This window comes from Halopenitus sp. POP-27 (genome assembly GCF_029889855.1).
GTDB classification, from domain to species: domain Archaea; phylum Halobacteriota; class Halobacteria; order Halobacteriales; family Haloferacaceae; genus Halopenitus; species Halopenitus malekzadehii.
The window spans coordinates 32,474-51,897 of record NZ_JARANU010000002.1 but is presented as its reverse complement, the minus strand read 5'-3'; the positions used below and the strand labels follow the sequence as shown (position 1 = coordinate 51,897).

The following is a 19,424-nucleotide window of genomic DNA, read 5'->3' as shown; positions in this document are numbered from 1 at the left end:
GCGAAGCGTGGCTCTAGTAGACGAATGTTCGAATTAGGTCTATGGAAGTCGGACTCATCAGCTGTACAAAGCGCAAACGCGAACGAGATGCACAACCTGCTGAGTTATATATGGAATCGACGTTCTTCCGCAAGGCACGCGAGTACGCCGAGTCGACCCACGATCGCTGGTACGTACTCTCCGCGAAACATCATCTCCTCGAACCACGGGGGCAGTCCATTGAGCCGTATGACGAAACGCTCTCCGGCGCACGGATCACCCGAAAACGTGACTGGGCGGAAACGGTTCTCATCCAGCTTTATAAAGAGGACCTCATTGATGACGACGTTCGTCTCGTGTTTCACGCGGGGCGAGACTACTACGACGAACTCCTGCCACTGCTGGCGGACACGCCGGTTGACGTCGAGACACCTACCGACGGTTTGCGGTTCGGCGAGACGCTCGCGTGGTACGACGAGCACGGGTGAACGTGTGATCCCGCCTTAGTAATCGGATTTCGAACGATACGGTGATCGCCGTCTCATAATCGGATATCGATATCTCTGTCACGGAGGTGCCTTTTTTTACTCCACACGAGAACGTCGATCGCGAATGAAGCGGTCGACGGCGAAAGCCGAACTGCTCGATCAGGGACTGACGATCGATCACGAGCAGTTCGAACAGCTCTGCAAGATGGTGATCGAACGGTCCGAACGGACTCGAGACCTTGAACTTACGCCGTTTCGCGGTGACGGCGGGATCGACGTTCACGCCGTCATCGACCGCGACCTGTTTCACGCCCGACTTGGCGTGCAGGCCAAACAGTACGCACCGGGCAACACCGTCGGCGCACGGACGATTCGGGGTTTTAAAGGTGCACTTTCCGACCAGAATTACCATATCGGGACCGTCATCACCACTTCGTCGTTCACGTCCGGCGCCGTCGACAGCGCCGAACGCGACTATATCCGGCTCATCGATGGCGACCATCTCGCTGGCATTATGGTCAGCAGCGAGATCGGCGTCGTCGAGGACGAGGGCTCGTACGATCTCGATCCGGGTTTCTGGAAGGCGTTCGAGAAGCCGGAGCGCGACGACGTCATTCCCTCCCTGGAAGTCCCGCAGGCGGACAACTTCGACATCGTTCGTACCGTCCTCAGGGCCGTCGATGCCGGCGCCGACGTCAAGCCGGCGATCACGGAGTACGTCCGGACCAATGAGGCGGACACGTTTGACCCTCGACAGTCCGATTATTACGCGATCGCCGCGTGGCTCCTCGGGTTCCTTCATAAGGACGAGCAGGTGACGATCGACGACCACGACCTTCGTCGCTGGGGACTCACGCGAACCGGGGAGGAATATCTCGCCTATCTCGATCGCGGGGATCAGGACGCCGCTGACGACCTTTTATATCGACAACTTCGCGACGTGGAGATAATCTCGCGTGTGTACAACGAGTTGGAGGCTGATGGAACGATTTTGCGGAGTGATATTGCTGACGTCATCGCTGCTGAAACCGAGCTCTCCGCGTCGACCACCGATCGCCGAGCACGCACCGTTGGCGAATGGCTCAGTCTGCTCCCGGAGATACGGACGTCAGGGCGGGGTCCGGATCAGGAGTACGTGTTAGTGGAGTAGTTGGTCAGGGAGTGTTCGCCGTCTCTTCTAAGCACTATCACCGTAATTGACGGCGTTTTCCGGAGTAAGAGTCCTCGACGCGTAATTTATTGTGTAATGATACCAATCAAACTGGATATGCATCTCAGCGATCTCATCGATGTGGACTGGAACAGCTACGAACGGAAACGGTTCATCAAGGGCGACACGAAGGCCAAGACGGATGCATTCGACCCGGAGGAGTTCAAGCACGACGGATTTGACGATCGAGAGGCGTATCTCGAGACGTACGCCCCCGCACTTGCGGAGCCTGAGCGTCTCAGAACGGAACTGAACGATTTCACGCCACCACGTCTCACCTCGATCAACGACTCTCCGTATCAGGCACTCGTCATTCGGTACGGCATTCTCCGGCAGCTCATCCAGCAACCAGGGTACAGTATGACAAAGGAAAACCTGCTGGAGGCGGTTCAGGACTGGCAACACTCGTTCATCGAACAATATGACGAGGATTCCTTCGCCGAGACCGACGATCTTCGTCATCTAGCGGAGGCTGCGGTGGACTATCAGAACCAGATCGACGACTCCGAGTTACATATGGTGTACAGCTACTTCGAGCTGCACAACCGGGCACAGGAGAGCAAGCACGAATACTACACCTGGCTTGACTTTTTCAAACGCCTCGCCGCCATTGGACGGTTTCCGAAGGTCTCCCGCTCGGATAGCCCGGAGCACGCACTCGACACGATCGAAAAAGGACTCTGGTCGCTGCAAGAACAGGCACTCGTCTATGAAGTGAACGAGGAGGACGTCAACGAACTGGTGGGCATTCCGGAGGACTACATCGACGTCGTTCGCGGCTGGCTGTACTACGAAATGTCCGAGGAGAACCTGCTGGCAATGCTCGAGACCCTCGACGTGTTCGATCGACAGTCGGTGTTGATCGACGCCCGCGAGCAGTTCGGTGTCGAGGGCAAGAACTACGGTCGAAACGAGAACCGACGTGAGAACATCGCCGAGGCTGGCATTTATCCCAGCGAACTCCTCAAGGAGGTCGTCGAAAAGGAGGAACTCAAGAATATCGTCGATCGATACGGCCTCGATGCACACAAGCGAAGGACGGAGGAGATGGTCTCGGCGATCATCGAATACTTCGAACAGTCCCAGAAGTCCGTCGAACAGGGCGAACCTGCGGTCGATCTGTACATCGACGCCTACGAGGAGATCGCTGATGGGGCCGTCAATCAGGTTCCACCACAGCTACAGGACCTCGTTGATGCCGACAACGCCGAGGAGAAGCTCGACATTCTGTTCGAGGAGGCGACTGGCGAGATCTTCCGTGAGGCATTCGATCTCGAGGGCGTGAATCAACTGGGACAGAAGGCAACCGGAATGGTCGCTGACGGCGAGATCGAGCAGGACGGGCGGTGGCTGTTGTGGGATAATAAACGGCGACGGGAGCAGTTCAAACTCGGGAGCGACGCACGAAGCAAGATCAAGAGCTACATCGACACCAAATCCAAACAGCACGACGTCGAGTGGTTCCTGATCATTGCGCCGGACTTCACCGATCGGGCAGCGACGAATGCGGAACAGCTGGAGATGCAGATCGGCAAGGACATCCGCCTGGTCCGTGCGGCCGATCTCAAAGGGCTTGCAGAACTGTGGCAAGACGAGTATGCGAGTGACGATCGCGAACTCCCGTTGTCGGTGTTCTATGGTTCGGAGTTCTTCGACGTCGATGCAGCTGCCGACTTACTCGAGATGGAGTTCTCCTAGCTTGACCGTTTATTAGGAACACTTTCGCGTCATTCACCATACTGGAGCTTTAAAAGAGACGCCGTTCCAGGAAGCCGTACTCTCACGCCCCGAAGTCCGAAAGCGTTCGTCGACGTCGCTCGTTCGATGGAACGCTCGTGATGAGAACCTCCGCGACCTCGCCGCGATTGGTCGCATCGCTGTTTATCGCTCGCGTCGCCTCGACGTACGTGACGTCGAACGCATCGTGGTCCTCGTACAGCTCGGTGACCGGCGGCGAGTTCGAAACGATCACGGCGACGTCCTGCTCGGCCAGCTCAACCGCGACGTCACGCAGTCGACGTTGGTCGTCGCGATCGAATCCATCGGCGTGGTATGAATTGAAGTCGGCCGTCTTCGACACGGGTTCGTAGGGCGGATCGAAATACACCAGATCTCCGGCGGTCGCTTCCTCGCGGACGTAGCCGAAGTCGGTATTATAAATCGTGGCGTCCTGAAGCACGCGTGATACCGCCCTGATTTCCCGTCCACGAACCCAGTCCGGATCGGTGTATCTCCCGAAGGAGACGTTGAATTCCCCGTCGCTGTTCTCCCGATAGAGCCCGTTGAAACACGTTCGGTTTAAATATAACAGGAGGCTCGCCTCGCGAATCCGATCCGTGGGCGTCAGATCCTCTCCTGACCGAATCCCGTTGAATTCCGAGCGTGCGTCGTAGTAGTACGTCTCGGCGTGTTCGTGCGTCTGGTTTTCGTCGATCAACTCCTCCGGGTGGTCTCGAACGACCTCATAAAAGGTCGTCAGTCGCGTGTTGAGATCGTTTATCGTCGCCGCGTCGGGCTCGAGATGGAAGAACACCGCGCCACCACCCACGAACGGTTCGTGATACGTCTCGTAGGTCCGCGGAAAGAGTCCGGTGATGTCCGCGAGAAGTTGGCGTTTCCCGCCCGCCCACTTCAGGATCGGCTCGGCCATTCGGATCGAGGTTCCTCGGTCTGCGACAAAAACCTACTCCGTCGCTCATCGAGCGAGCGGATCATGTTGCTGACCTCCTCGACATATCCCGGACACAACTCCTCATCGATGCACTGCGGGACGAGATTGCGAAGCTTATGCGCTCCGTCGGAACTATCTCTCCGAATGAGAGGGGACTATACCGGCCCCGGAACGAGCCACGCCGGGACGACCCGCGTGAGAACGACCATCCCACACAGTTCGACGAGCGTCTGCGTGACGACGACCGCCGGGGCGAGCTCGTAGCCCGCCGGGAGCGCCAGCGCCAGCGGAAGCACGACCAGCGAGTTTCGCGTGACGGATGTGAACACGAGTGCGCGGCCCTCGCCGACGTCCAGCCCGACCAGCCCGGCGGCCACCCGCCCGAGCACCGGCATCACGACGAGGAACGCGACGTACACCGGCACGACGGCGGCGATCCGCCCGATCGAGTCGGCCACCCGCGGGAGCTGCGAGGCGATGACGACGAACAGCGTGGCGCCCAGCATCGGCACGGGCAGCCAGCCCATCGTCCGCTGCCACGATCGGCCCCGCGGGGACCGCGCCGCCCAGGCCTCGGTTCCCCACGCGAGCAGCAGCGGGATGGCGATGAGGTGGAGGAACGCCTCGATGAACGGGCGGGCGTCGATGGCCGCCGCGACGTCGGCACCCAGAAACAGCCAGAGGTACGCCGGCAGCAGCAGGAGCTGGAGCAACAGCAACGCCGGCGTCGTCGCGGTGATCTGCTCGGCGTCGCCGCCCGCCAGGTCGGTGAAGGTGATGACGTAATCGACACACGGCGTCAACAGCACCAGACACACGCCGACGAGGACGACCGGCTCGGGCGGGAGCACCCGAATGAACGCCCACACGACCACGGGAACGACGAGGAAGTTCATCCCGAGCGCGGCCGCGATGAACCGCCCGTTCGTGACCGCCCGCCGCAGCCGCACGAACGGGATCTCGAGAAACGTCACGTACAGCAACACCGCCAACACGGGATCGATCAGCCGTTCGACGACGACGGCCGTTCCGGGGCGACCGCTTCCCACGCCGACGGCCAGCGCGACCGCCACCGCGTAGACGGCGACCTGGTGCCGCTGGAGCCACGGGTTCGCGTCCATTCACCTCCCTCTTCGTACCCGCGGGGAAACCGCCGTCGCTCCGTCGTCGTTCCGTCGTCGTCCCGTCGCCGTCTGCACGCGTCCTTGAGTCGGTTCGCTGCCGACCCACACGCCCGAGAACCGTTTTCCGTGACGGCCGCCTATCACGGGGTATGTCGACGACCGTCACGACGCCCGACGCGGACGAACCGTGTGCCTACTGCGGGTCGCGCATCTTCGACCACGACCCGATCTGCGTCCGCGACTGCGAGGACGACTGCGGGTCGCCGACGTACTTCTGCAACCACGCCTGCCTCGCCGCGTTCATCGACGCGAACGACCTCACGACGGACGACGCGTGTGCGTGGACGCCCGACGACGCCGCCGACGGCTGTTGCTAGCCGGGGCGAGGCGGGAGCGCGTTGTGACCGCGTCCGTCGTGTCGAGCGTCTTTCGTGTGGCGCCTCTTTCGCGTCGCGTGTCCAGCACCGACACGCCACCCCGCCATCGTGCAGTACCTTATTCACGCACCCGACCCAATCCGGAGCCGCAATGGACACGATCGACGTCGACGACCTCGGTGCCGAGGACAGCCCGCAGAATCGCGCCAGCGTCGCGGACGCCCTCAGGGCGGACGACTTCGCGATGAACTACTACGCTCTCGACCCCGGCGAGGCGTTCACCGCCGGGCTCCACACGCACCTCGACCAGGAGGAGACGTTCCTCGTGCTCGAGGGCGAGGCCACCTTCGAGACGGCGCCGGGCCCGACCGCCGAGACCGAGACGGTCACCGTGGGCGAGGGGCAGCTCGTCCGGTTCGATCCCGGCGAGTACCAGCAGGGTCGCAACGACTCCGACGCCCCCCTCCGCGCGCTCGCGATGGGTACGCCCCAGGAGTCGACGGACGTCCGGATCGCCGGCCCCTGTGAGACCTGTGGCGACAGCGACTACCTCGCGTTCGCGATGATCGACGGCCAGCCGGGCGTCGAGTGTCCCGAGTGCGGGACGCAGTCGGCGCTCTGAGCGCCGGTCGCGTCCCGGTCACTGACTGCGGTCACTGACTGCGGTCCTGCCCCTGATCGCGGACCGCGACGGCCCGACGGACCAGCGCGGGATGCGGATCGATCGCGGGGCGAGCCTCGGCGATCCGCTCGAAGGCGGTCTCGAGGGGAATCCCGTCCCGGATCGCCATCACCGTGGCGACGACCGCCGGGCTTCGCGAGGCGCCGGCCGAACAGTGCACGAGCACGCGCTCGGCCGCGTCGCGCCCCGTGATGACCGCGCGGACCGCCTCGCGGAACGCCTCGGGATCGTGTCGCGGCCCGTCCCGCAGTGGAACGTCGACGACGGCGATCCCCTCCGGGATGGGGCCGTCCGGGGCCGCATGCGTGAGCGAGACGATCCGGTCGATGCCGCGGTCCCGGAGCGCATCCGGATCGCCCGCGTCCTCGATCGGGCCGACGAACAGATCGGTGGCCACTCGGTCCATCGTTCGTCACCGGATTCGGCCGACCGCCTCATAAGGGTCCTGTGTGTATCGGCCCCGACGGTCCACCGTCTGCCTCCGGCCCTGCCGGTCCCGTCCCGTCCCGTCCCGTCGACGCCCGGGATCCGGACTGGACCCGGCCGGTTGCCAGCTATGGGCGCACCGGCCGCTTCACCAGGCGTTCGTCGCGACGATCCACGGCTTCTCGTCGGGGTCGTACTCGTCGATCGCGCCGCTGTGGCTCCGCGTCTCCGGCGCCAGGATCCCGACGTGTTTGAGCTGCTGGACGAAGTTGAACAGGACGTTGTTCCGGACGACGTCGCGCCAGACGTCCGGATCCGCGTAGATCCGCTCGGTCTCGCCGCGCTCGATCAGCTTGCGGGCGCGCTCGGCGCCGTGGGTGGTGCAGATCGCGCTCAGGAAGACGTTCGGGTACTCGTGCACGAGGCGTTCGAGGAGGTCGAGAAAGTGGGCCTCCGGCCCCTCCGCGCGCAGGGCGTCGAGGAGGAGCCCGAACTCCGGATGCCGCGCGAAGGCGTTCCGCAGGAGGATCGCCAGCGGCGGGTGGGACTCGGAGACGGTGCTGCCCCGCGTTTCCCGTTTCACCGCGTCCAGGTCCGCCAGGTCCAGCACGCCGTAGCCCCGAAGGACCGTCGCCGACAGCTCCCCCTGGTCGGTCAATCGGCAGGGGGAGCCGGCCGCGAGGAGCCCCAACGTCTGCGCGCTCGTGATGGCGCTCTCGCCCGCGCCGAAGCCGTACTCCGCGGCGATCAGGTCGTCGAGTTCATCGCGTGCCAGCGGGCCCGCGCCGTCGATCCCGATCACCGGCGCGAGGTAGTTGAGCGGCTGGGCGAGGCTCAGCGTGGTGACGTCGCCGCCGAACTCGCCCCCGCGCAGCCGCACCGAGAGCTGCCCCTCGATGTCGGCCACCTCGGTGCTCGACTCCGCCCGCGGCGGCGGCCGCCAGGCGCTCACGCCCGCCTCGTCGACGCCGATCACGCCGACGCCCTTCGACCGCAGCAGGGACGTATGCGAATCGACGGCGGTCGCGTCCCCCGCGAGGTAGGAGACGTGGGCGCCCTCCTGGTAGGTGAGCGCCTGGCCGATGCCACGCAGGAGCCCCGCGGAGCCCTTCACCTCGATCGCGAACACCCGGTTCCGGTTCGTGAACCCGAGAACGTCCGGATACCGCCCGCGGATGGTGATCGAGTGTCGTCGACATCGATCCAGCACGTCGGCGTACGTCTCGCTGTGTGCCTCGGGAACGTGGATCAGTGGATCGTAGTCCCGGTCCTCGAGCGCCGTGATGACGTGGTCGAACACCGCCGCCTCGTCCATACGCGAGTCTCGATCGCCGTCACCAAGAAGCTACGGTCGTGCGGACAAACGCTTAACAGGGAACCACGATACGATCGCGTATGCCCGACGACGCGGCCATCACCTCCTCGCAGCTCTCCGAATTCGTCTCGCGGACGCGTGAGGTCACCGAACGCTATCCCCAGATGAACGAGGACAACACCAAGTCGAAGCTTCTTCGGGAGTTCCTCGAGCTGCTCGGGTGGGACATCGCCTTCGACGCCGAGCTGGAGTATCCGGTGACGATCGGCACCACACGCAACTACGTCGATTACGCGCTCTCGGCTGACGGGTCCGCGCCGGTCCTGTTCGTCGAGGCGAAGGGGTACGACACGACCATCACCGACTCCCATCGCGAGCAGCTCCACTCGTATCTGCGACAGACCGACGTCGACTGGGGCCTCCTCGCGAACGGCGATCGGTACGAGATCTACCGCCGCGAGAACGTCGACGACGGCGTGACCATCCGGGCAGTCGCACAGCTGTCGGTCGAGGAACTCCCCACGTACGTGGAGTACGTCCGATTGCTCACGAAGGACGCGCTGACGTCGGGCCACGCCGGCGAGCTCGCCGAACGGATCTTCGAGATCCGGCGGGCCCGGGAGACGCTCGAACGTCGCAAGGACGAGATCGCCGATCGCCTTGCGGGCGCCGTCACAGATGAAGTCGGCGACGTCGTCTCACAGGAGGCGACCACCGAGTCCAAGGAACTCATCGATCGGCTGATCGCCGACCTCGAAGCACGGACCGAACACACCGGATCGACTGCCGATCCCGACACCACGACCGATTCCGACACGGCGTCCGGTTCACGCACCACCGATCGCTCCGAGCGGTCCGGCGATGCGCCCGAAATCACCGACGACGCTCCCGCTACTGACGACGCTCCTCCCACCGACGCGGCATCGTTCTGGGACGCCATCGAGGATGCAACCGGGATCCGACGCACCGAGGACGACGTGGAGCTGCGCGAGGACACGACCGCCGTCGACGACTTCATCGCCTTCATCCGACATCTGTTTGCGGAGGGCTATCTCACCCGTGCGGATCTGCCGATCGCGTCCGGCAACGTTCGATACCTGCTCAACACCGAAAACGCTCACAAGAACGGCGACGAGATGTATATGCCGAAGGAGATCTTTGACGGCGTCTTTCTGGAAACCCACCAGAGTACTGCCGACAAAAAACGGAAGATCGTTCAGATGGCGGAGCAGGTCGGCGTCGACGGCGAATGAAGAAGCAGGTCGAGGGCCCGTGATCGTGTCGGTGAGTGGCCGATCTCTGGTTTGAATCGGCTCGGGTCACGATCGCCGGATGCAGATGAATAACATCGCGTGGGAGACCGCGACTTATCCAGAATCTATCAAGTTCTTCGTGCAAGATATAGACCAACGAGACAATGTGGACAATCACGAACCATCTGACAACTGTCAAGACATATGTATAAGATAGAAAGTCTATTGCTCAAGATCGAATGCGCCGTCACATACCTGAATCTTAGCATATCCATAGGTGTCTTGTTCATCGTTGTGCGGTTCGTAACGCGCGACCCACGTTCCGGTTAATTCTTCGATTACCCCATACTCGTGACCGGGGTCGTGAACGCGGAATAGTTGTTCCTCTTCAGATTCTACCGATTCACCGAATATAAGCCCCTCATCCTCGTGAGTGAGCGTCACGCGAGTCCGAAAGCCAGATTTGTTACTGATAGTCACACGAATGTACTGATTAAAATCAACTTCAAAAGTCAGTGACTGACGTTCATAATTGCTGGTTTCCATCACAGTTTCACATATTGGCTCAGGCGTCTCTACTCTGTCCTCAGTTGCAGCACCCGAGTCCCCTTGTTCACCTTCAGTTTCATTACCTGAATCGGTTTCCTCTGAACTCTCTTCAGTGTCTCCACTACTGGTATCAGTTCCTTCAGTACACCCGGATACTGCCAATGTTGCCGTGCCAATAGTGGTAGTAAGTAGCTCTCGTCTGTTCATATACCAGTGCTGCGCTCCGAGAATGAAAAATCTGCTGACATTTAATCGAATGTGAATAATCCACTGTGTGAGATAAGTATCTCATAACGTACACTCCAGCAAAAGATTATCACTAATTGGTAGCTGAAGTAGTGTTCACGACGCAGGTTCGTTCCGTTAGGTGATTCGACTAGATAAGGGTGAAAACAATATCTTGTGCCTTGTTCTCTTATATATGGGAAGAATCACTTCAAAGACTGCATTCTCTGATTTCCTGACCGCCACTCCCCTCACCGAACACTGTCCATCAATCCCGATGTACTTGCATTTATATATTCTCTAGATAATCCTCGAGTATGACTCACCGAACCCTGTCCGAACACGATCGTCGGGAGACGACCGACGACGACGCCGTGCGGACGCTGCGGATCGGCGGCGATCGACCCATCCGGATCAGCGCGGGCCATCGCCTCCAGCACCACGACGGGAAGTGCAGCCGACCACACGGCCACAACTACGCCGTCAGCGTCACCGTGACGGGCGCGCTGACCGAGGCGGGCTGGGTCGTCGACAAGGGCGCCGTCACCGCGGTGATCGACGAGTGGGACCACCGGTTCCTGCTGGAGGCGGGCGACCCGCTGATCGCGGCGTTCGCCGACAGCGGCGACGAGGACGCGGTCGTCGTCCTGGAGCGCCCGCCCACGGCCGAGGTGATGAGCCACGTGCTCGAGCGCCGGCTGCTGGCGGCGCTGCCCGAGACCGTCCACGAGGTGACGGTCACGGTTCGGGAGACGAGCGAACTCGCCGCCGGGGGACGGCCCTAGGCCGATGCCGGTTTCACACTCCGTGGACGGGCTTTCGGCGGGTGGCGATGGCGACGACGCCGACGCCAACGCCGATCGCAGCGACGACCGCGACGCCAACGCCGCCGCCGCCGATCGTGGCGACGCCGAGGGAGAGGGGCTGCCGATCAACGAGTTGTTCTACTCGGTCCAGGGCGAGGGGACGCTCGCCGGCACCCCGAGCGTGTTCGTGCGCACGAGCGGCTGCAACCTGCGGTGTTGGTTCTGTGACTCTGCGCACACGAGCTGGGAGCCGACCCACGCCTGGCTCGACGTGGACACGATCGTCGACCGCGTGACCGACCACGACGCGGCCGACCACGTCGTCGTCACCGGGGGCGAGCCCCTGATCCACGACCCCGTCGTCCGCCTGCTCGATCGCCTTCGGGCGGCCGGCTACCACACCACCGTCGAGACCAACGGGACCGTCTATCGGGACGCCGCGATCGACCTCGCGAGCGTCAGCCCCAAGCTGGCCAGCAGCACGCCGACCGCCGACCGCTCCCCGACCGGGGACGACGACTGGGCGGCCCGCCACGAGGATCGCCGGCTGGACGTCGACGCCCTCGCACAGCTGGTCGAAACCTACCCGACCCAGCTGAAGTTCGTCGTGACGGGTCGCGACGACCTCCCGGAGATCACCCGGCTCGTGGACCGCCTGCGCGAGGCCGCCGACGCGACGATCGACGACGCCGACGTCCTGTTGATGCCCGAGGGCGCCACCCGGGAGCGGCTGGCCGAGACCCGCGAGGTGACCGCGGAGCTGGCGATGGAACACGGGTTCCGGTACACGCCGCGGCTCCACGTCGACCTCTGGAACGACGCCCCCGAGACGTGACCGATCGCCGGGAGTCCCACCACCGGACGCACCGACCACGACCACACCGATCACGAACGTTGACACCACCATGACACGATCACACGACGACACGACGGGCGACGCGGTCGTCCTCGTCTCCGGCGGAATGGACAGCGCGACGACGGCCTTCGAGGCACGCGACCGCGGCTACGACCTCCGGCTTCTCCACACGACCTACGGCCAGGAGACGGCCGACGTGGAGTCGGAGTGCGCCCGCGCCCTCGCCGACCGGTTGGACGTCACCGACTTCCTCCACATCGAGACCGACCACCTCGCCCGGATCGGCGCCTCGAGCCTGACCGACGAGGAGCTGGACGTCGCGGACGCGGACCTCGACGGCGACGACATCCCCTCCAGCTACGTCCCCTTCCGGAACGCCAACCTGCTGGCGATGGCGACCGCCTACGCCGAGGCGACCGACGCCGAGGCCGTCTTCATCGGCGCCCACAGCGAGGACTATTCCGGTTATCCCGACTGCCGGCCCGCGTTCTTTGAGACGTTCCAGCAGGTCATCGAGACCGGAACGAAACCCGACACGTCGATCGACCTCGTCGCGCCGTTCGTCGACGCCTCGAAGACCGAGATCGCCGACCGCGGCCACGAGCTGGGCGTCCCCTTCGAGATCACCTGGAGCTGCTACCGCGAGTCACAGCCGGCCTGCGGGACCTGCGACGCCTGCGCCTACCGGCTCAAGGCCTTCCAGGAGGCCGGCCTGACGGACCCGATCGACTACGCGACCCGCCCCGAGTACGCCGATCGATAGTCGATCACGGGCCGGACGCGTCGTCGGTGCCCTCGACGATGTCGGCGGCGCGATTTGGGGTGCGTGACATCGGTCGTTCCTGAGTGCGTTTTTCAGCGACACGGTAACGGGTGTTTGGGTCACCCCAGCGGCCTCTGCCGACGAGACGTCCAAGAAGCGGGTCGCTCATCGGGAAACGGCGGCCTTGAGAGAGCCACGATTCGCTACCTCGGTGTCGCTATGGGGAGGAAACGTAGTCGACCACTTGGCTTGCCACATCCTCGGTTCGTTCGTCGACGAGAGCAGTCAGATGGTGGTCGACGTCTGCGGCGCTGTTGAGGGTCGCAAGCGACCATGGGAGGACGTGACTTCGTTCCCCGAGTGGATCGCCCTGGTAGTCATCATCTCGAAGCGTGAGTGAGTCTTCGTGATAGGTCCTCGTGGATATCAGGACAGTGATGAGTTGTACCCCGTGGTTCGGGAACCGTGGGATTCCCAGAACGAGCATCGGGCGGCCTTTCTCCGAGAGTGGATCGCTCGCCCAGACGACGTCACCGCGCTTCAATTCCTCGAACGCAGTCACTGTACCTGTTCCATCTCGTCGGTCCGGAGCTCCTCGAGACGCTCCTCTCCATACTGTTCGTCCGCAGTTTTATGGCGTCGGTGGAGTCGGTAGGCGGTGCGGAGCCGTTCCTCGTCGTCCGTGATCGCCCAGTACGGGCGTTTGTGTCGCACGAGACCGCGTTCCTTCAATCGCGAGAGGATCGCACTGACGGCATCCGTATCCAACTCGAGGCGATCGGCGATCGTTGCCGCCTTCCACGCACGGTTGTCGTGTTCGTCGAGGAACAGCACGATCCGTTCGGTGTCATTCCGCTCCGCGAATTCGTCAGTATTGGCGTTCTCGAATTCGTCGATATCGATGGTGCCGCTCGACATAGACGAGTGTTTGAACTGTTGGGACATAGCTGTTTGGAACGTTTGTTATTGGGAACGTTTGGTAGTGGGAACGTTTGGACAGTTGTTCTGTGAGAGTGGAGGCTGAAATTGGTGTGTCCAGCAGCGAGTCCAATCTCCAGAGTGACGTACAACGGTCCCGGTTCGCCGACGACCTCCCACTCCCCGTTCCGATCGCCCACACACGAACACGTTCGGCGGAAGCCCCGAAGGGGACGGGTGGAAACGGGTCGGTATGGATCGACCACGGCTCACGACGCTGCTCGTTCGGTCGGTCGTGGGGACCTACCTGCTCGTCGCGCTCGGGGCGACCGCCGCCGCCGACGCGGGCCCGATCGTGACGGCGGGCCACCACCTCGCGGCCGTTCTCGTCGGCCTCCTGCTGGTGGTCACCGCCGTCGTCGCTCGGCGCTCCGGGGCCTCGCCGTGGGTCGCCCGCGGCACGCTCGCCGTCCTGCTCGTCTATCCCCTCCAGGCGGGGCTCGGGCTGGCGGGTGCCTCCGGGTTCGCGCCCCTCGACGGCCGCCTCCACCTGCTCGGCGGCGTCGCGGTCTTCGGGACTCTCCTCGCCACCCTCCTCGTCCAGGTGGAGGCGACGACGCCCGCGGGGATCGACGCCGGGTCGTCTTCCCCCGTCGCTGACCCGTCCCCCTCCGACGTCGCCCCGCCGTCGGCCGACGCCGACCCATCTTCCGCCGACGCCGACCCATCCCTCTCCGACACCGACTCGACCGCCGATGCGCTCGGGGATCGCCTGCGGGCCTACCTCGAGTTGACCAAGCCGCGGCTGATGTGGCTGCTGTGTCTGCTCGCGCTGGCGGGGATGGGGCTGGCGACCGCGACCGGCGCCGCGCTCGACGGCGTGACGGTCGTCGCGACCCTCGGCGGGGGCGTCCTCGCGATCGGGGCCGCGGGCACGTTCAACCACGTCTATGAGCGCGACCGGGATCGCAAGATGCGCCGGACCGCGGACCGCCCGGTCGCGACCGACCGGGTCGGCGTCCGGCGAGCGATCGCGTTCGGGATCGGGCTCGTGACCGTCGCGATGGCGGTCTTGGTCGCGTTTGTCAACGTCCTCGCGGCAGTGCTGACCGCGGCGGCGGTCGTCTACTACGCCTACGTCTACACGGTCCTGTTGAAGCCCACCACGCGCTGGAACACCGTGATCGGCGGCGGCTCGGGTGCCCTCCCGGCGCTCATCGGCTATGCCGCGGTGACGGGCACCGTCGAGCTCCCGGCGATCCTGCTCGCGGTCGTCGTGTTCTGCTGGACACCGGCGCACTTCTACAACCTCGCCATCGCCCACCGCGACGACTACGCCCGCGCGGACTACCCGATGATGCCGGTGCTCGAGGGCGTCACCGCGACGCGGCGCCGGATCGTCGGCTGGCTCGGCGTCACCCTGCTTGCGGCCGTCCTCCTCGGCGGCGTCACCGACCTCGGCGTCCCCTACGCGCTCGCGACCACCGTCCTCGGCGGCGTCTTCGTGCGCAGCGTCGTCCGCCAGTACGCGACTGCAGGGGCCCGCGACGACGCCGAGGCGGTCCAGCAGGCGGCCTACCGGAGCTTCCACGCCTCCAACGCCTACCTCGGCGGCGTCCTCGCCGTCATCCTCCTCGAGACGCTCGTGCTGTGAGGGCGATCGTCGGCTCGGGATCGACGTCGAACCGCATTCGCTGATCACCCGTTCTCCGGATCTCTTCCCACCCCCATCTCGGCTCCCGACCGACCACCCGTTCTCGTCCACGAATACGTTCGCCCGGCATCCTGCGTTCCGAAAGCGCCCGTCGAACATGTACGCGACAACCCCCACGGGGGGACTGTCCGTATCCTCGGGACGTGAGTCAACTATGAGTCAGGATCGGACCCGCGACGCCGCCGACGTGCCGGCGATGCAGCGCATATACGACCGCATCTGGTTGCTCGCCCTGGCCGCGTTCGTCTTCTTCCTCGTGGCCTACGTGGGGTGGGGACTGCTCGACCTCACGTCGCTGCCCGCGAGGTGATCCCCGATGAGTGATCCACTCAAGGACCCCGACGACGACTGGTGGGAGTCCCCGGTCAACCGCCGCGAGACCATCTGGCTCGGGCTTGCCGGCGCGTGGTCGGTCGGCATCTTCGCCTGGATGGCCGGGTTCACCCAGTTCGGCGACCAGAACCCGATCGGGACGACCTACGACGTCGATCCCGACCAGTACCAGGAGCGCGTGGCCGAGTACACGGAGGCCGCCGAGGAGGTCGACGACGGCCTGGTCCCGCCGGGCGACGACGTCTACATCGGCGCGATGCGGTTCAACTGGGACGGCCTTCCGGTCGTCCTCGAGGCCGGCCACGAGTACGACATCCACCTCGGCGCCTACGACGTGCAACACGGCTTCTCGGTGCGGCCCGAGGAGAACCTGAACAAGCAGATCAACCTGCAGGTGTTCCCCGGATCGGAGTGGGTCATCCCGATGACCTTCGACGAGCCCGGCACCTACCACGTCGTCTGTAACGAGTTCTGCGGACAGGGCCACAGAACGATGCACGGTCGCTTCACGGTGGTGGAGGGGTAACGATGTCGGCGATCGCCTCCCTCTTCGGCAACGACTACGATGCGGACGGCTTCCGGACCTGTTCGGTGACCGGCCTCGACGTCCATCGGTCGGTCGAGAATCACGTCAAACTGTACGGGCTGACCGCGGTGATCGCGTTGGCCTTCGGCGGGATCTTCGCCTTCACCGTCGCGATGACGCGCTGGGAGTTCATCGGCCTCCTCGACCCGAGCCAGTTCTACACGCACCTGAGCGCCCACGCGTGGAACCTGCTCATCTTCTGGATGGTCTTCATGGAGATCGCCATCCTCTACGTGGGCGGGCCGATGGTGCTCGGCAAGCGGCTCCCGATCCGGCGGGTCGCCACCGCCGGCTGGGTGGTGATGGCGCTCGGCGCGATCGGGGTGAACGCCGCGATCTGGCTGACCGAGACGCCCAACGAGGCGCCGCTTTTGACAGCCTACGTCCCGCTGCCGGTCTCGCCGTGGTTCTACGGCGCCGCGATCGTCTTCCTGCTCGGGGCGACGATCGCCGCGTTGCCGTTCTTCGTGACCATCTGGAACGCGACCCGCGGCAAACGCCGGACGCTCCCGCTGGTCGCCTTCGGGGCGTTCATCACGAGCATCATCGCGGTCGAGGCGATCCTCGGCGGGATCGCCGCGTTCGCGTACGCCTTCGCCTGGCGGGTCGACCTGATCGCGTCCGTCGACCCGGGCATCTACCGGCAGCTCTACTGGATCGTCGGCCACGGAACCCAACAGATCAACCTGCTGGCGATGATCACCGTCTGGTACTTCCTGACCCACGTCGTCGGCGGCGCGGTCGTCGTCTCCGAGAAGGTCTCGCGAACGGCGTTCGTGATGTACCTGTTCTTCATCAACCTCGGCGCGGCCCACCACCTGCTCGTCGACCCCGGCGTCTCCGCCGGCTGGCGGATCTGGAACACCTCCTATGCGTTCTACGGCGCGGCCTTCGCGAGCATGATCCACGCGTTCGCGATCCCGGCCGGGATCGAGGCCGGGCGTCGACGTCGCGGACAGGGCAGCGGGCTCTTCGGGTGGCTCACCTCCGCGCCCTGGAAGAACCCCGTGTTCGCCTCGACGGTCTTCAGCATCATCCTCTTCGGCTTCCTCGGCGGGATCACGGGCGTCGTGATGGGCCAGATCCAGGTGAACATGACCTGGCACAACACCTTCGCGGCGGTCGGGCACTTCCACGCCACGGTCGTGCTCGGGACCACGCTCGCGTTCATGGGGCTCGTCTTCTTCGTCATCCAGACGATGTTCAGACGGGACCTCATCTCGAACACCCTGGCGCTTCTCGTCCCGTACGGCTACGCCGGCGCGATGAGCATCGTGACGCTGATGATGATGTACGCCGGGATCCTCTACGGCGTCCCCCGGCGGACCGCGGAGGTCGTTCGCAACATCCCCGGCTCCGAGTTCAGCTTCTCGGCCGCGATCCCGATATTCATGGTGTTCGGCGTCTTCGCGCTGCTCGCGATCCTGGGCGGCGCGCTCTTCATCGTCGTCTCCGTGGCCTCGTTGCTGTTCGGCGACCGGATCGAGGACGGCGACGACGCCGGGCTGCTGCCGGAGGGTGGTCTCCACGCCGACGGCGGGGAGTCGATCCACGCGATCGAACTCCGGGGCACCTTCACGCTCTGTCTCGTGTTCCTCGCCACCTTCGTCGCGATCTACGTGTTGAACTGGTACCTGGTGACCCAGCTGTGGGGGATCGGCGCGTGAGTTGACGCGTCGATCGCCCGCCTGCCGTGTTGCATCGACCTGATCATCCCTGAACCGACGGGCGATCGAACCGACCACACTCGACCCACCGGACGACCGAACTGACACACTCGACCCACCGGACCAAACCACGCCCGAACGACCAACACGACGAATGACCGACACCTCACGGATCTCCCTCCCGATACGACTCGACAGCATCGTTCGCCAGGGCTGGCGAACCCTCCTGAGCGTCTACTGCTCGAACACCCCGATCTGGCGGTGGTTGAAGAGCGGGGCGCTCGTCTTCCTCGGGTTCTTCCTGTGGATGGGAGGAAACGTCCTGCACGCCTACTGGCCGGACGTCGCGATCCTGCGGTACGTCCTCGCGTACGGCTTCGTCGTGATCGCGTGGGGACCGTTCACCCACCTGGTCGTCGTTCCGAGCATCATCCGACTCCGGCGGACCGCCAGCCAGCCGCTCGTCAGGCGGGTCGTCAAACACGGCTCGAAGATCAACTTCGGGACGTTCCTGCTCGTCGTCGTGATCCTCGGCACGCTGTTGCCCGGCGTGATGGTGCTCGATTTCACCACCGGACTCGGCACCGACGGCGGCGACGTGACCGCGGATCTCGTCTGTGACACCGGCAGCGAGACCGTCAGCTGTGAGCTCGAGAACGCCGAGGGCGTCGATCACGTCGTGATCATCTCCGGCGGGGAGGTGCTCGACCGGAGCGACGAGCCGCCATATGCGGTCTCCGCCTCCCGCGAATCGCTCTCGGAGGGACCCTCGGGACTGCAGTTCGAGATCGAACTCCGCGACGAGAACGGCGAGACCCTCCGCCGGTTCATCCGGACCGTCTGAGTCGCCGGCGGTCGGCGCATCGGGATCCACCACCGGGCCTCGGTCGTTCCACATCCGTCCCCACGCCGGGCACGCCGAGCGAGTTACGGCAAGCTTACCTTTCCGACCGGCGTCGATTCCCCTGTTGATGTTCGACCACATCCTGTTCCCCACCGACGGCACCGAGCAGGCGGACGCGGTGCTCGAGTACGCCCTCGATATGGCCGAAACCCGGGACGCGACGCTGCACGTACTGTCCGTCGTCGACGACCGGTCCTTCCTGACCCTCGACGACGACCGCGTCGACGAGGTCCGCGACGAACTCGAGGCGCAGGCACGCGCCGCGGTCGACGCCGCCGTCGACGCGGCGGCCGATCGAGGGATCGCGACGACCTCCGCGGTCGACGTCGGCGACCCCTCGCCCGCGATCATCGAGTACGTCGAGGACGCCGGGATCGACCTCGTGGTAATGGGGACGAGCGGCGACAACTACGAGCGGAACATCGTCGGGAGCGTCTCCCAGCGCGTCGTCAAGCAATCCCCGGTGCCGGTGTTGACCGTCCGGATCGAGGAGTGACGGTCGGCGACCGCTTCGGTCGCTTCGGCGTTCAGTGCGCCTTCCGCTGACGCTCAGTCCACCTTACGCTCAGTCCACCTTA

The 19,424-nt window shown here is 64.3% G+C and carries 22 protein-coding genes; 15 read left to right on the top strand and 7 right to left on the bottom strand.

Going from position 1 to position 19,424, the window contains the following annotated elements; all coding sequences use genetic code 11:
* The first annotated feature begins 41 nt into the window (after nucleotides 1–41).
* From OQF70_RS01980 to OQF70_RS01970, 3 genes are all read left to right on the top strand, one after another.
* The gene (locus tag OQF70_RS01980) at nucleotides 42–467 is read left to right on the top strand and encodes a DUF6884 domain-containing protein (protein WP_343218142.1); all 426 of its coding nucleotides are present in this window, start codon (nucleotides 42–44) and stop codon (nucleotides 465–467) included.
* Nucleotides 468–591: 124 nt separating this feature from the next.
* Entirely contained in the window at nucleotides 592–1,617 is a 1,026-nt protein-coding gene (locus OQF70_RS01975; protein WP_280535551.1) for a restriction endonuclease, read from the top strand.
* Between the two features lie 117 nt (nucleotides 1,618–1,734).
* Nucleotides 1,735–3,375, top strand: a complete 1,641-nt coding sequence (locus tag OQF70_RS01970) for a hypothetical protein (RefSeq protein WP_280535550.1) — start codon at nucleotides 1,735–1,737, stop codon at nucleotides 3,373–3,375.
* A gap of 82 nt (nucleotides 3,376–3,457) precedes the next feature.
* On the opposite strand, the gene OQF70_RS01965 is transcribed toward OQF70_RS01970, so the two are convergent.
* Entirely contained in the window at nucleotides 3,458–4,327 is an 870-nt protein-coding gene (locus OQF70_RS01965) for a Dam family site-specific DNA-(adenine-N6)-methyltransferase (RefSeq protein ID WP_280535549.1), read from the bottom strand.
* A 176-nt stretch (nucleotides 4,328–4,503) separates the two neighbouring features.
* Nucleotides 4,504–5,469, bottom strand: a complete 966-nt coding sequence (locus OQF70_RS01960) for an arsenic resistance protein (protein ID WP_280535548.1) — start codon at nucleotides 5,467–5,469, stop codon at nucleotides 4,504–4,506.
* A 152-nt stretch (nucleotides 5,470–5,621) separates the two neighbouring features.
* On the opposite strand from OQF70_RS01960, the gene OQF70_RS01955 reads away from it, so the two are divergent.
* Together OQF70_RS01955 and OQF70_RS01950 are read left to right on the top strand one after the other, a co-directional pair.
* Nucleotides 5,622–5,849, top strand: a complete 228-nt coding sequence (locus OQF70_RS01955; protein WP_280535547.1) for a hypothetical protein — start codon at nucleotides 5,622–5,624, stop codon at nucleotides 5,847–5,849.
* Between the two features lie 151 nt (nucleotides 5,850–6,000).
* Entirely contained in the window at nucleotides 6,001–6,471 is a 471-nt protein-coding gene (locus OQF70_RS01950) for a cupin domain-containing protein (RefSeq protein ID WP_280535546.1), read from the top strand.
* A 31-nt stretch (nucleotides 6,472–6,502) separates the two neighbouring features.
* On the opposite strand, the gene OQF70_RS01945 is transcribed toward OQF70_RS01950, so the two are convergent.
* Both OQF70_RS01945 and OQF70_RS01940 read right to left on the bottom strand, forming a co-directional pair.
* On the bottom strand, nucleotides 6,503–6,937 hold the full coding sequence (locus tag OQF70_RS01945; protein WP_280535545.1) for a dual specificity protein phosphatase: 435 nt from the start codon (nucleotides 6,935–6,937) through the stop codon (nucleotides 6,503–6,505).
* A gap of 168 nt (nucleotides 6,938–7,105) precedes the next feature.
* Nucleotides 7,106–8,272 carry a hypothetical protein gene (locus OQF70_RS01940; RefSeq protein WP_280535544.1) on the bottom strand — a complete coding sequence of 389 codons (1,167 nt, stop codon included), beginning with the start codon at nucleotides 8,270–8,272 and terminating at the stop codon, nucleotides 7,106–7,108.
* 80 nt (nucleotides 8,273–8,352) lie between these two features.
* On the opposite strand from OQF70_RS01940, the gene OQF70_RS01935 reads away from it, so the two are divergent.
* Complete coding sequence (locus OQF70_RS01935) at nucleotides 8,353–9,525, top strand: type I restriction enzyme HsdR N-terminal domain-containing protein (protein WP_280535543.1); 1,173 nt, start codon at nucleotides 8,353–8,355, stop codon at nucleotides 9,523–9,525.
* A 222-nt stretch (nucleotides 9,526–9,747) separates the two neighbouring features.
* Here OQF70_RS01935 and OQF70_RS01930 read toward each other — a convergent pair whose 3' ends face one another.
* Nucleotides 9,748–10,281 carry a hypothetical protein gene (locus tag OQF70_RS01930; RefSeq protein ID WP_280535542.1) on the bottom strand — a complete coding sequence of 178 codons (534 nt, stop codon included), beginning with the start codon at nucleotides 10,279–10,281 and terminating at the stop codon, nucleotides 9,748–9,750.
* A 335-nt stretch (nucleotides 10,282–10,616) separates the two neighbouring features.
* Here OQF70_RS01930 and OQF70_RS01925 point away from each other — a divergent pair, with 335 nt between their 5' ends.
* The 3 genes from OQF70_RS01925 to queC all read left to right on the top strand — a co-directional run bounded on the left by OQF70_RS01925 (nucleotide 10,617) and on the right by queC (nucleotide 12,724).
* Nucleotides 10,617–11,084: a 6-pyruvoyl tetrahydropterin synthase family protein gene (locus tag OQF70_RS01925; RefSeq protein ID WP_280535541.1), complete on the top strand. Its 468-nt coding sequence runs from the start codon at nucleotides 10,617–10,619 to the stop codon at nucleotides 11,082–11,084.
* A gap of 4 nt (nucleotides 11,085–11,088) precedes the next feature.
* A complete protein-coding gene (locus OQF70_RS01920; protein WP_280535540.1) occupies nucleotides 11,089–11,940 on the top strand; it encodes a 7-carboxy-7-deazaguanine synthase QueE in 852 nt (283 codons plus the stop codon).
* Between the two features lie 70 nt (nucleotides 11,941–12,010).
* Complete coding sequence (queC, locus tag OQF70_RS01915) at nucleotides 12,011–12,724, top strand: 7-cyano-7-deazaguanine synthase QueC (RefSeq protein WP_280535539.1); 714 nt, start codon at nucleotides 12,011–12,013, stop codon at nucleotides 12,722–12,724.
* A 217-nt stretch (nucleotides 12,725–12,941) separates the two neighbouring features.
* Here queC and OQF70_RS01910 read toward each other — a convergent pair whose 3' ends face one another.
* Entirely contained in the window at nucleotides 12,942–13,286 is a 345-nt protein-coding gene (locus OQF70_RS01910; protein WP_280535538.1) for a type II toxin-antitoxin system PemK/MazF family toxin, read from the bottom strand.
* Entirely contained in the window at nucleotides 13,283–13,642 is a 360-nt protein-coding gene (locus OQF70_RS01905) for a helix-turn-helix domain-containing protein (protein ID WP_280535537.1), read from the bottom strand. The genes OQF70_RS01910 and OQF70_RS01905 overlap by 4 nt, the downstream gene beginning before the upstream one ends.
* A gap of 253 nt (nucleotides 13,643–13,895) precedes the next feature.
* On the opposite strand from OQF70_RS01905, the gene cyoE reads away from it, so the two are divergent.
* The 6 genes from cyoE (at nucleotide 13,896) to OQF70_RS01875 (ending at nucleotide 19,342) form a co-directional block, all read left to right on the top strand.
* A complete protein-coding gene (cyoE, locus tag OQF70_RS01900) occupies nucleotides 13,896–15,296 on the top strand; it encodes a heme o synthase (RefSeq protein ID WP_280535536.1) in 1,401 nt (466 codons plus the stop codon).
* A 214-nt stretch (nucleotides 15,297–15,510) separates the two neighbouring features.
* Nucleotides 15,511–15,666, top strand: a complete 156-nt coding sequence (locus tag OQF70_RS01895; RefSeq protein WP_280535535.1) for a hypothetical protein — start codon at nucleotides 15,511–15,513, stop codon at nucleotides 15,664–15,666.
* Nucleotides 15,667–15,672: 6 nt separating this feature from the next.
* Complete coding sequence (locus tag OQF70_RS01890; RefSeq protein WP_280535534.1) at nucleotides 15,673–16,215, top strand: hypothetical protein; 543 nt, start codon at nucleotides 15,673–15,675, stop codon at nucleotides 16,213–16,215.
* A gap of 2 nt (nucleotides 16,216–16,217) precedes the next feature.
* Entirely contained in the window at nucleotides 16,218–17,942 is a 1,725-nt protein-coding gene (locus OQF70_RS01885; protein WP_280535533.1) for a cbb3-type cytochrome c oxidase subunit I, read from the top strand.
* A 154-nt stretch (nucleotides 17,943–18,096) separates the two neighbouring features.
* Nucleotides 18,097–18,786, top strand: coding sequence for a hypothetical protein (locus tag OQF70_RS01880; RefSeq protein ID WP_280535532.1), 690 nt, complete (start codon nucleotides 18,097–18,099; stop codon nucleotides 18,784–18,786).
* Nucleotides 18,787–18,913: 127 nt separating this feature from the next.
* Nucleotides 18,914–19,342: a universal stress protein gene (locus OQF70_RS01875; protein ID WP_280535531.1), complete on the top strand. Its 429-nt coding sequence runs from the start codon at nucleotides 18,914–18,916 to the stop codon at nucleotides 19,340–19,342.
* Nucleotides 19,343–19,424 lie beyond the last annotated feature (82 nt).

Excerpts from the sequence above, each read along its gene's own strand:
- OQF70_RS01980 (WP_343218142.1), top strand. The coding sequence starts at position 42 with ATGGAAGTCGGACTCATCAGCTGTACAAAGCGCAAACGCGAACGAGAT.
- OQF70_RS01975 (WP_280535551.1), top strand. The coding sequence starts at position 592 with ATGAAGCGGTCGACGGCGAAAGCCGAACTGCTCGATCAGGGACTGACG.
- OQF70_RS01970 (WP_280535550.1), top strand. The coding sequence starts at position 1,735 with ATGCATCTCAGCGATCTCATCGATGTGGACTGGAACAGCTACGAACGG.
- OQF70_RS01965 (WP_280535549.1), bottom strand. The coding sequence starts at position 4,327 with ATGGCCGAGCCGATCCTGAAGTGGGCGGGCGGGAAACGCCAACTTCTC.
- OQF70_RS01960 (WP_280535548.1), bottom strand. The coding sequence starts at position 5,469 with ATGGACGCGAACCCGTGGCTCCAGCGGCACCAGGTCGCCGTCTACGCG.
- OQF70_RS01955 (WP_280535547.1), top strand. The coding sequence starts at position 5,622 with ATGTCGACGACCGTCACGACGCCCGACGCGGACGAACCGTGTGCCTAC.
- OQF70_RS01950 (WP_280535546.1), top strand. The coding sequence starts at position 6,001 with ATGGACACGATCGACGTCGACGACCTCGGTGCCGAGGACAGCCCGCAG.
- OQF70_RS01945 (WP_280535545.1), bottom strand. The coding sequence starts at position 6,937 with ATGGACCGAGTGGCCACCGATCTGTTCGTCGGCCCGATCGAGGACGCG.
- OQF70_RS01940 (WP_280535544.1), bottom strand. The coding sequence starts at position 8,272 with ATGGACGAGGCGGCGGTGTTCGACCACGTCATCACGGCGCTCGAGGAC.
- OQF70_RS01935 (WP_280535543.1), top strand. The coding sequence starts at position 8,353 with ATGCCCGACGACGCGGCCATCACCTCCTCGCAGCTCTCCGAATTCGTC.
- OQF70_RS01930 (WP_280535542.1), bottom strand. The coding sequence starts at position 10,281 with ATGAACAGACGAGAGCTACTTACTACCACTATTGGCACGGCAACATTG.
- OQF70_RS01925 (WP_280535541.1), top strand. The coding sequence starts at position 10,617 with ATGACTCACCGAACCCTGTCCGAACACGATCGTCGGGAGACGACCGAC.
- OQF70_RS01920 (WP_280535540.1), top strand. The coding sequence starts at position 11,089 with ATGCCGGTTTCACACTCCGTGGACGGGCTTTCGGCGGGTGGCGATGGC.
- queC (WP_280535539.1), top strand. The coding sequence starts at position 12,011 with ATGACACGATCACACGACGACACGACGGGCGACGCGGTCGTCCTCGTC.
- OQF70_RS01905 (WP_280535537.1), bottom strand. The coding sequence starts at position 13,642 with ATGTCGAGCGGCACCATCGATATCGACGAATTCGAGAACGCCAATACT.
- cyoE (WP_280535536.1), top strand. The coding sequence starts at position 13,896 with ATGGATCGACCACGGCTCACGACGCTGCTCGTTCGGTCGGTCGTGGGG.
- OQF70_RS01895 (WP_280535535.1), top strand. The coding sequence starts at position 15,511 with ATGAGTCAGGATCGGACCCGCGACGCCGCCGACGTGCCGGCGATGCAG.
- OQF70_RS01890 (WP_280535534.1), top strand. The coding sequence starts at position 15,673 with ATGAGTGATCCACTCAAGGACCCCGACGACGACTGGTGGGAGTCCCCG.
- OQF70_RS01885 (WP_280535533.1), top strand. The coding sequence starts at position 16,218 with ATGTCGGCGATCGCCTCCCTCTTCGGCAACGACTACGATGCGGACGGC.
- OQF70_RS01880 (WP_280535532.1), top strand. The coding sequence starts at position 18,097 with ATGACCGACACCTCACGGATCTCCCTCCCGATACGACTCGACAGCATC.
- OQF70_RS01875 (WP_280535531.1), top strand. The coding sequence starts at position 18,914 with ATGTTCGACCACATCCTGTTCCCCACCGACGGCACCGAGCAGGCGGAC.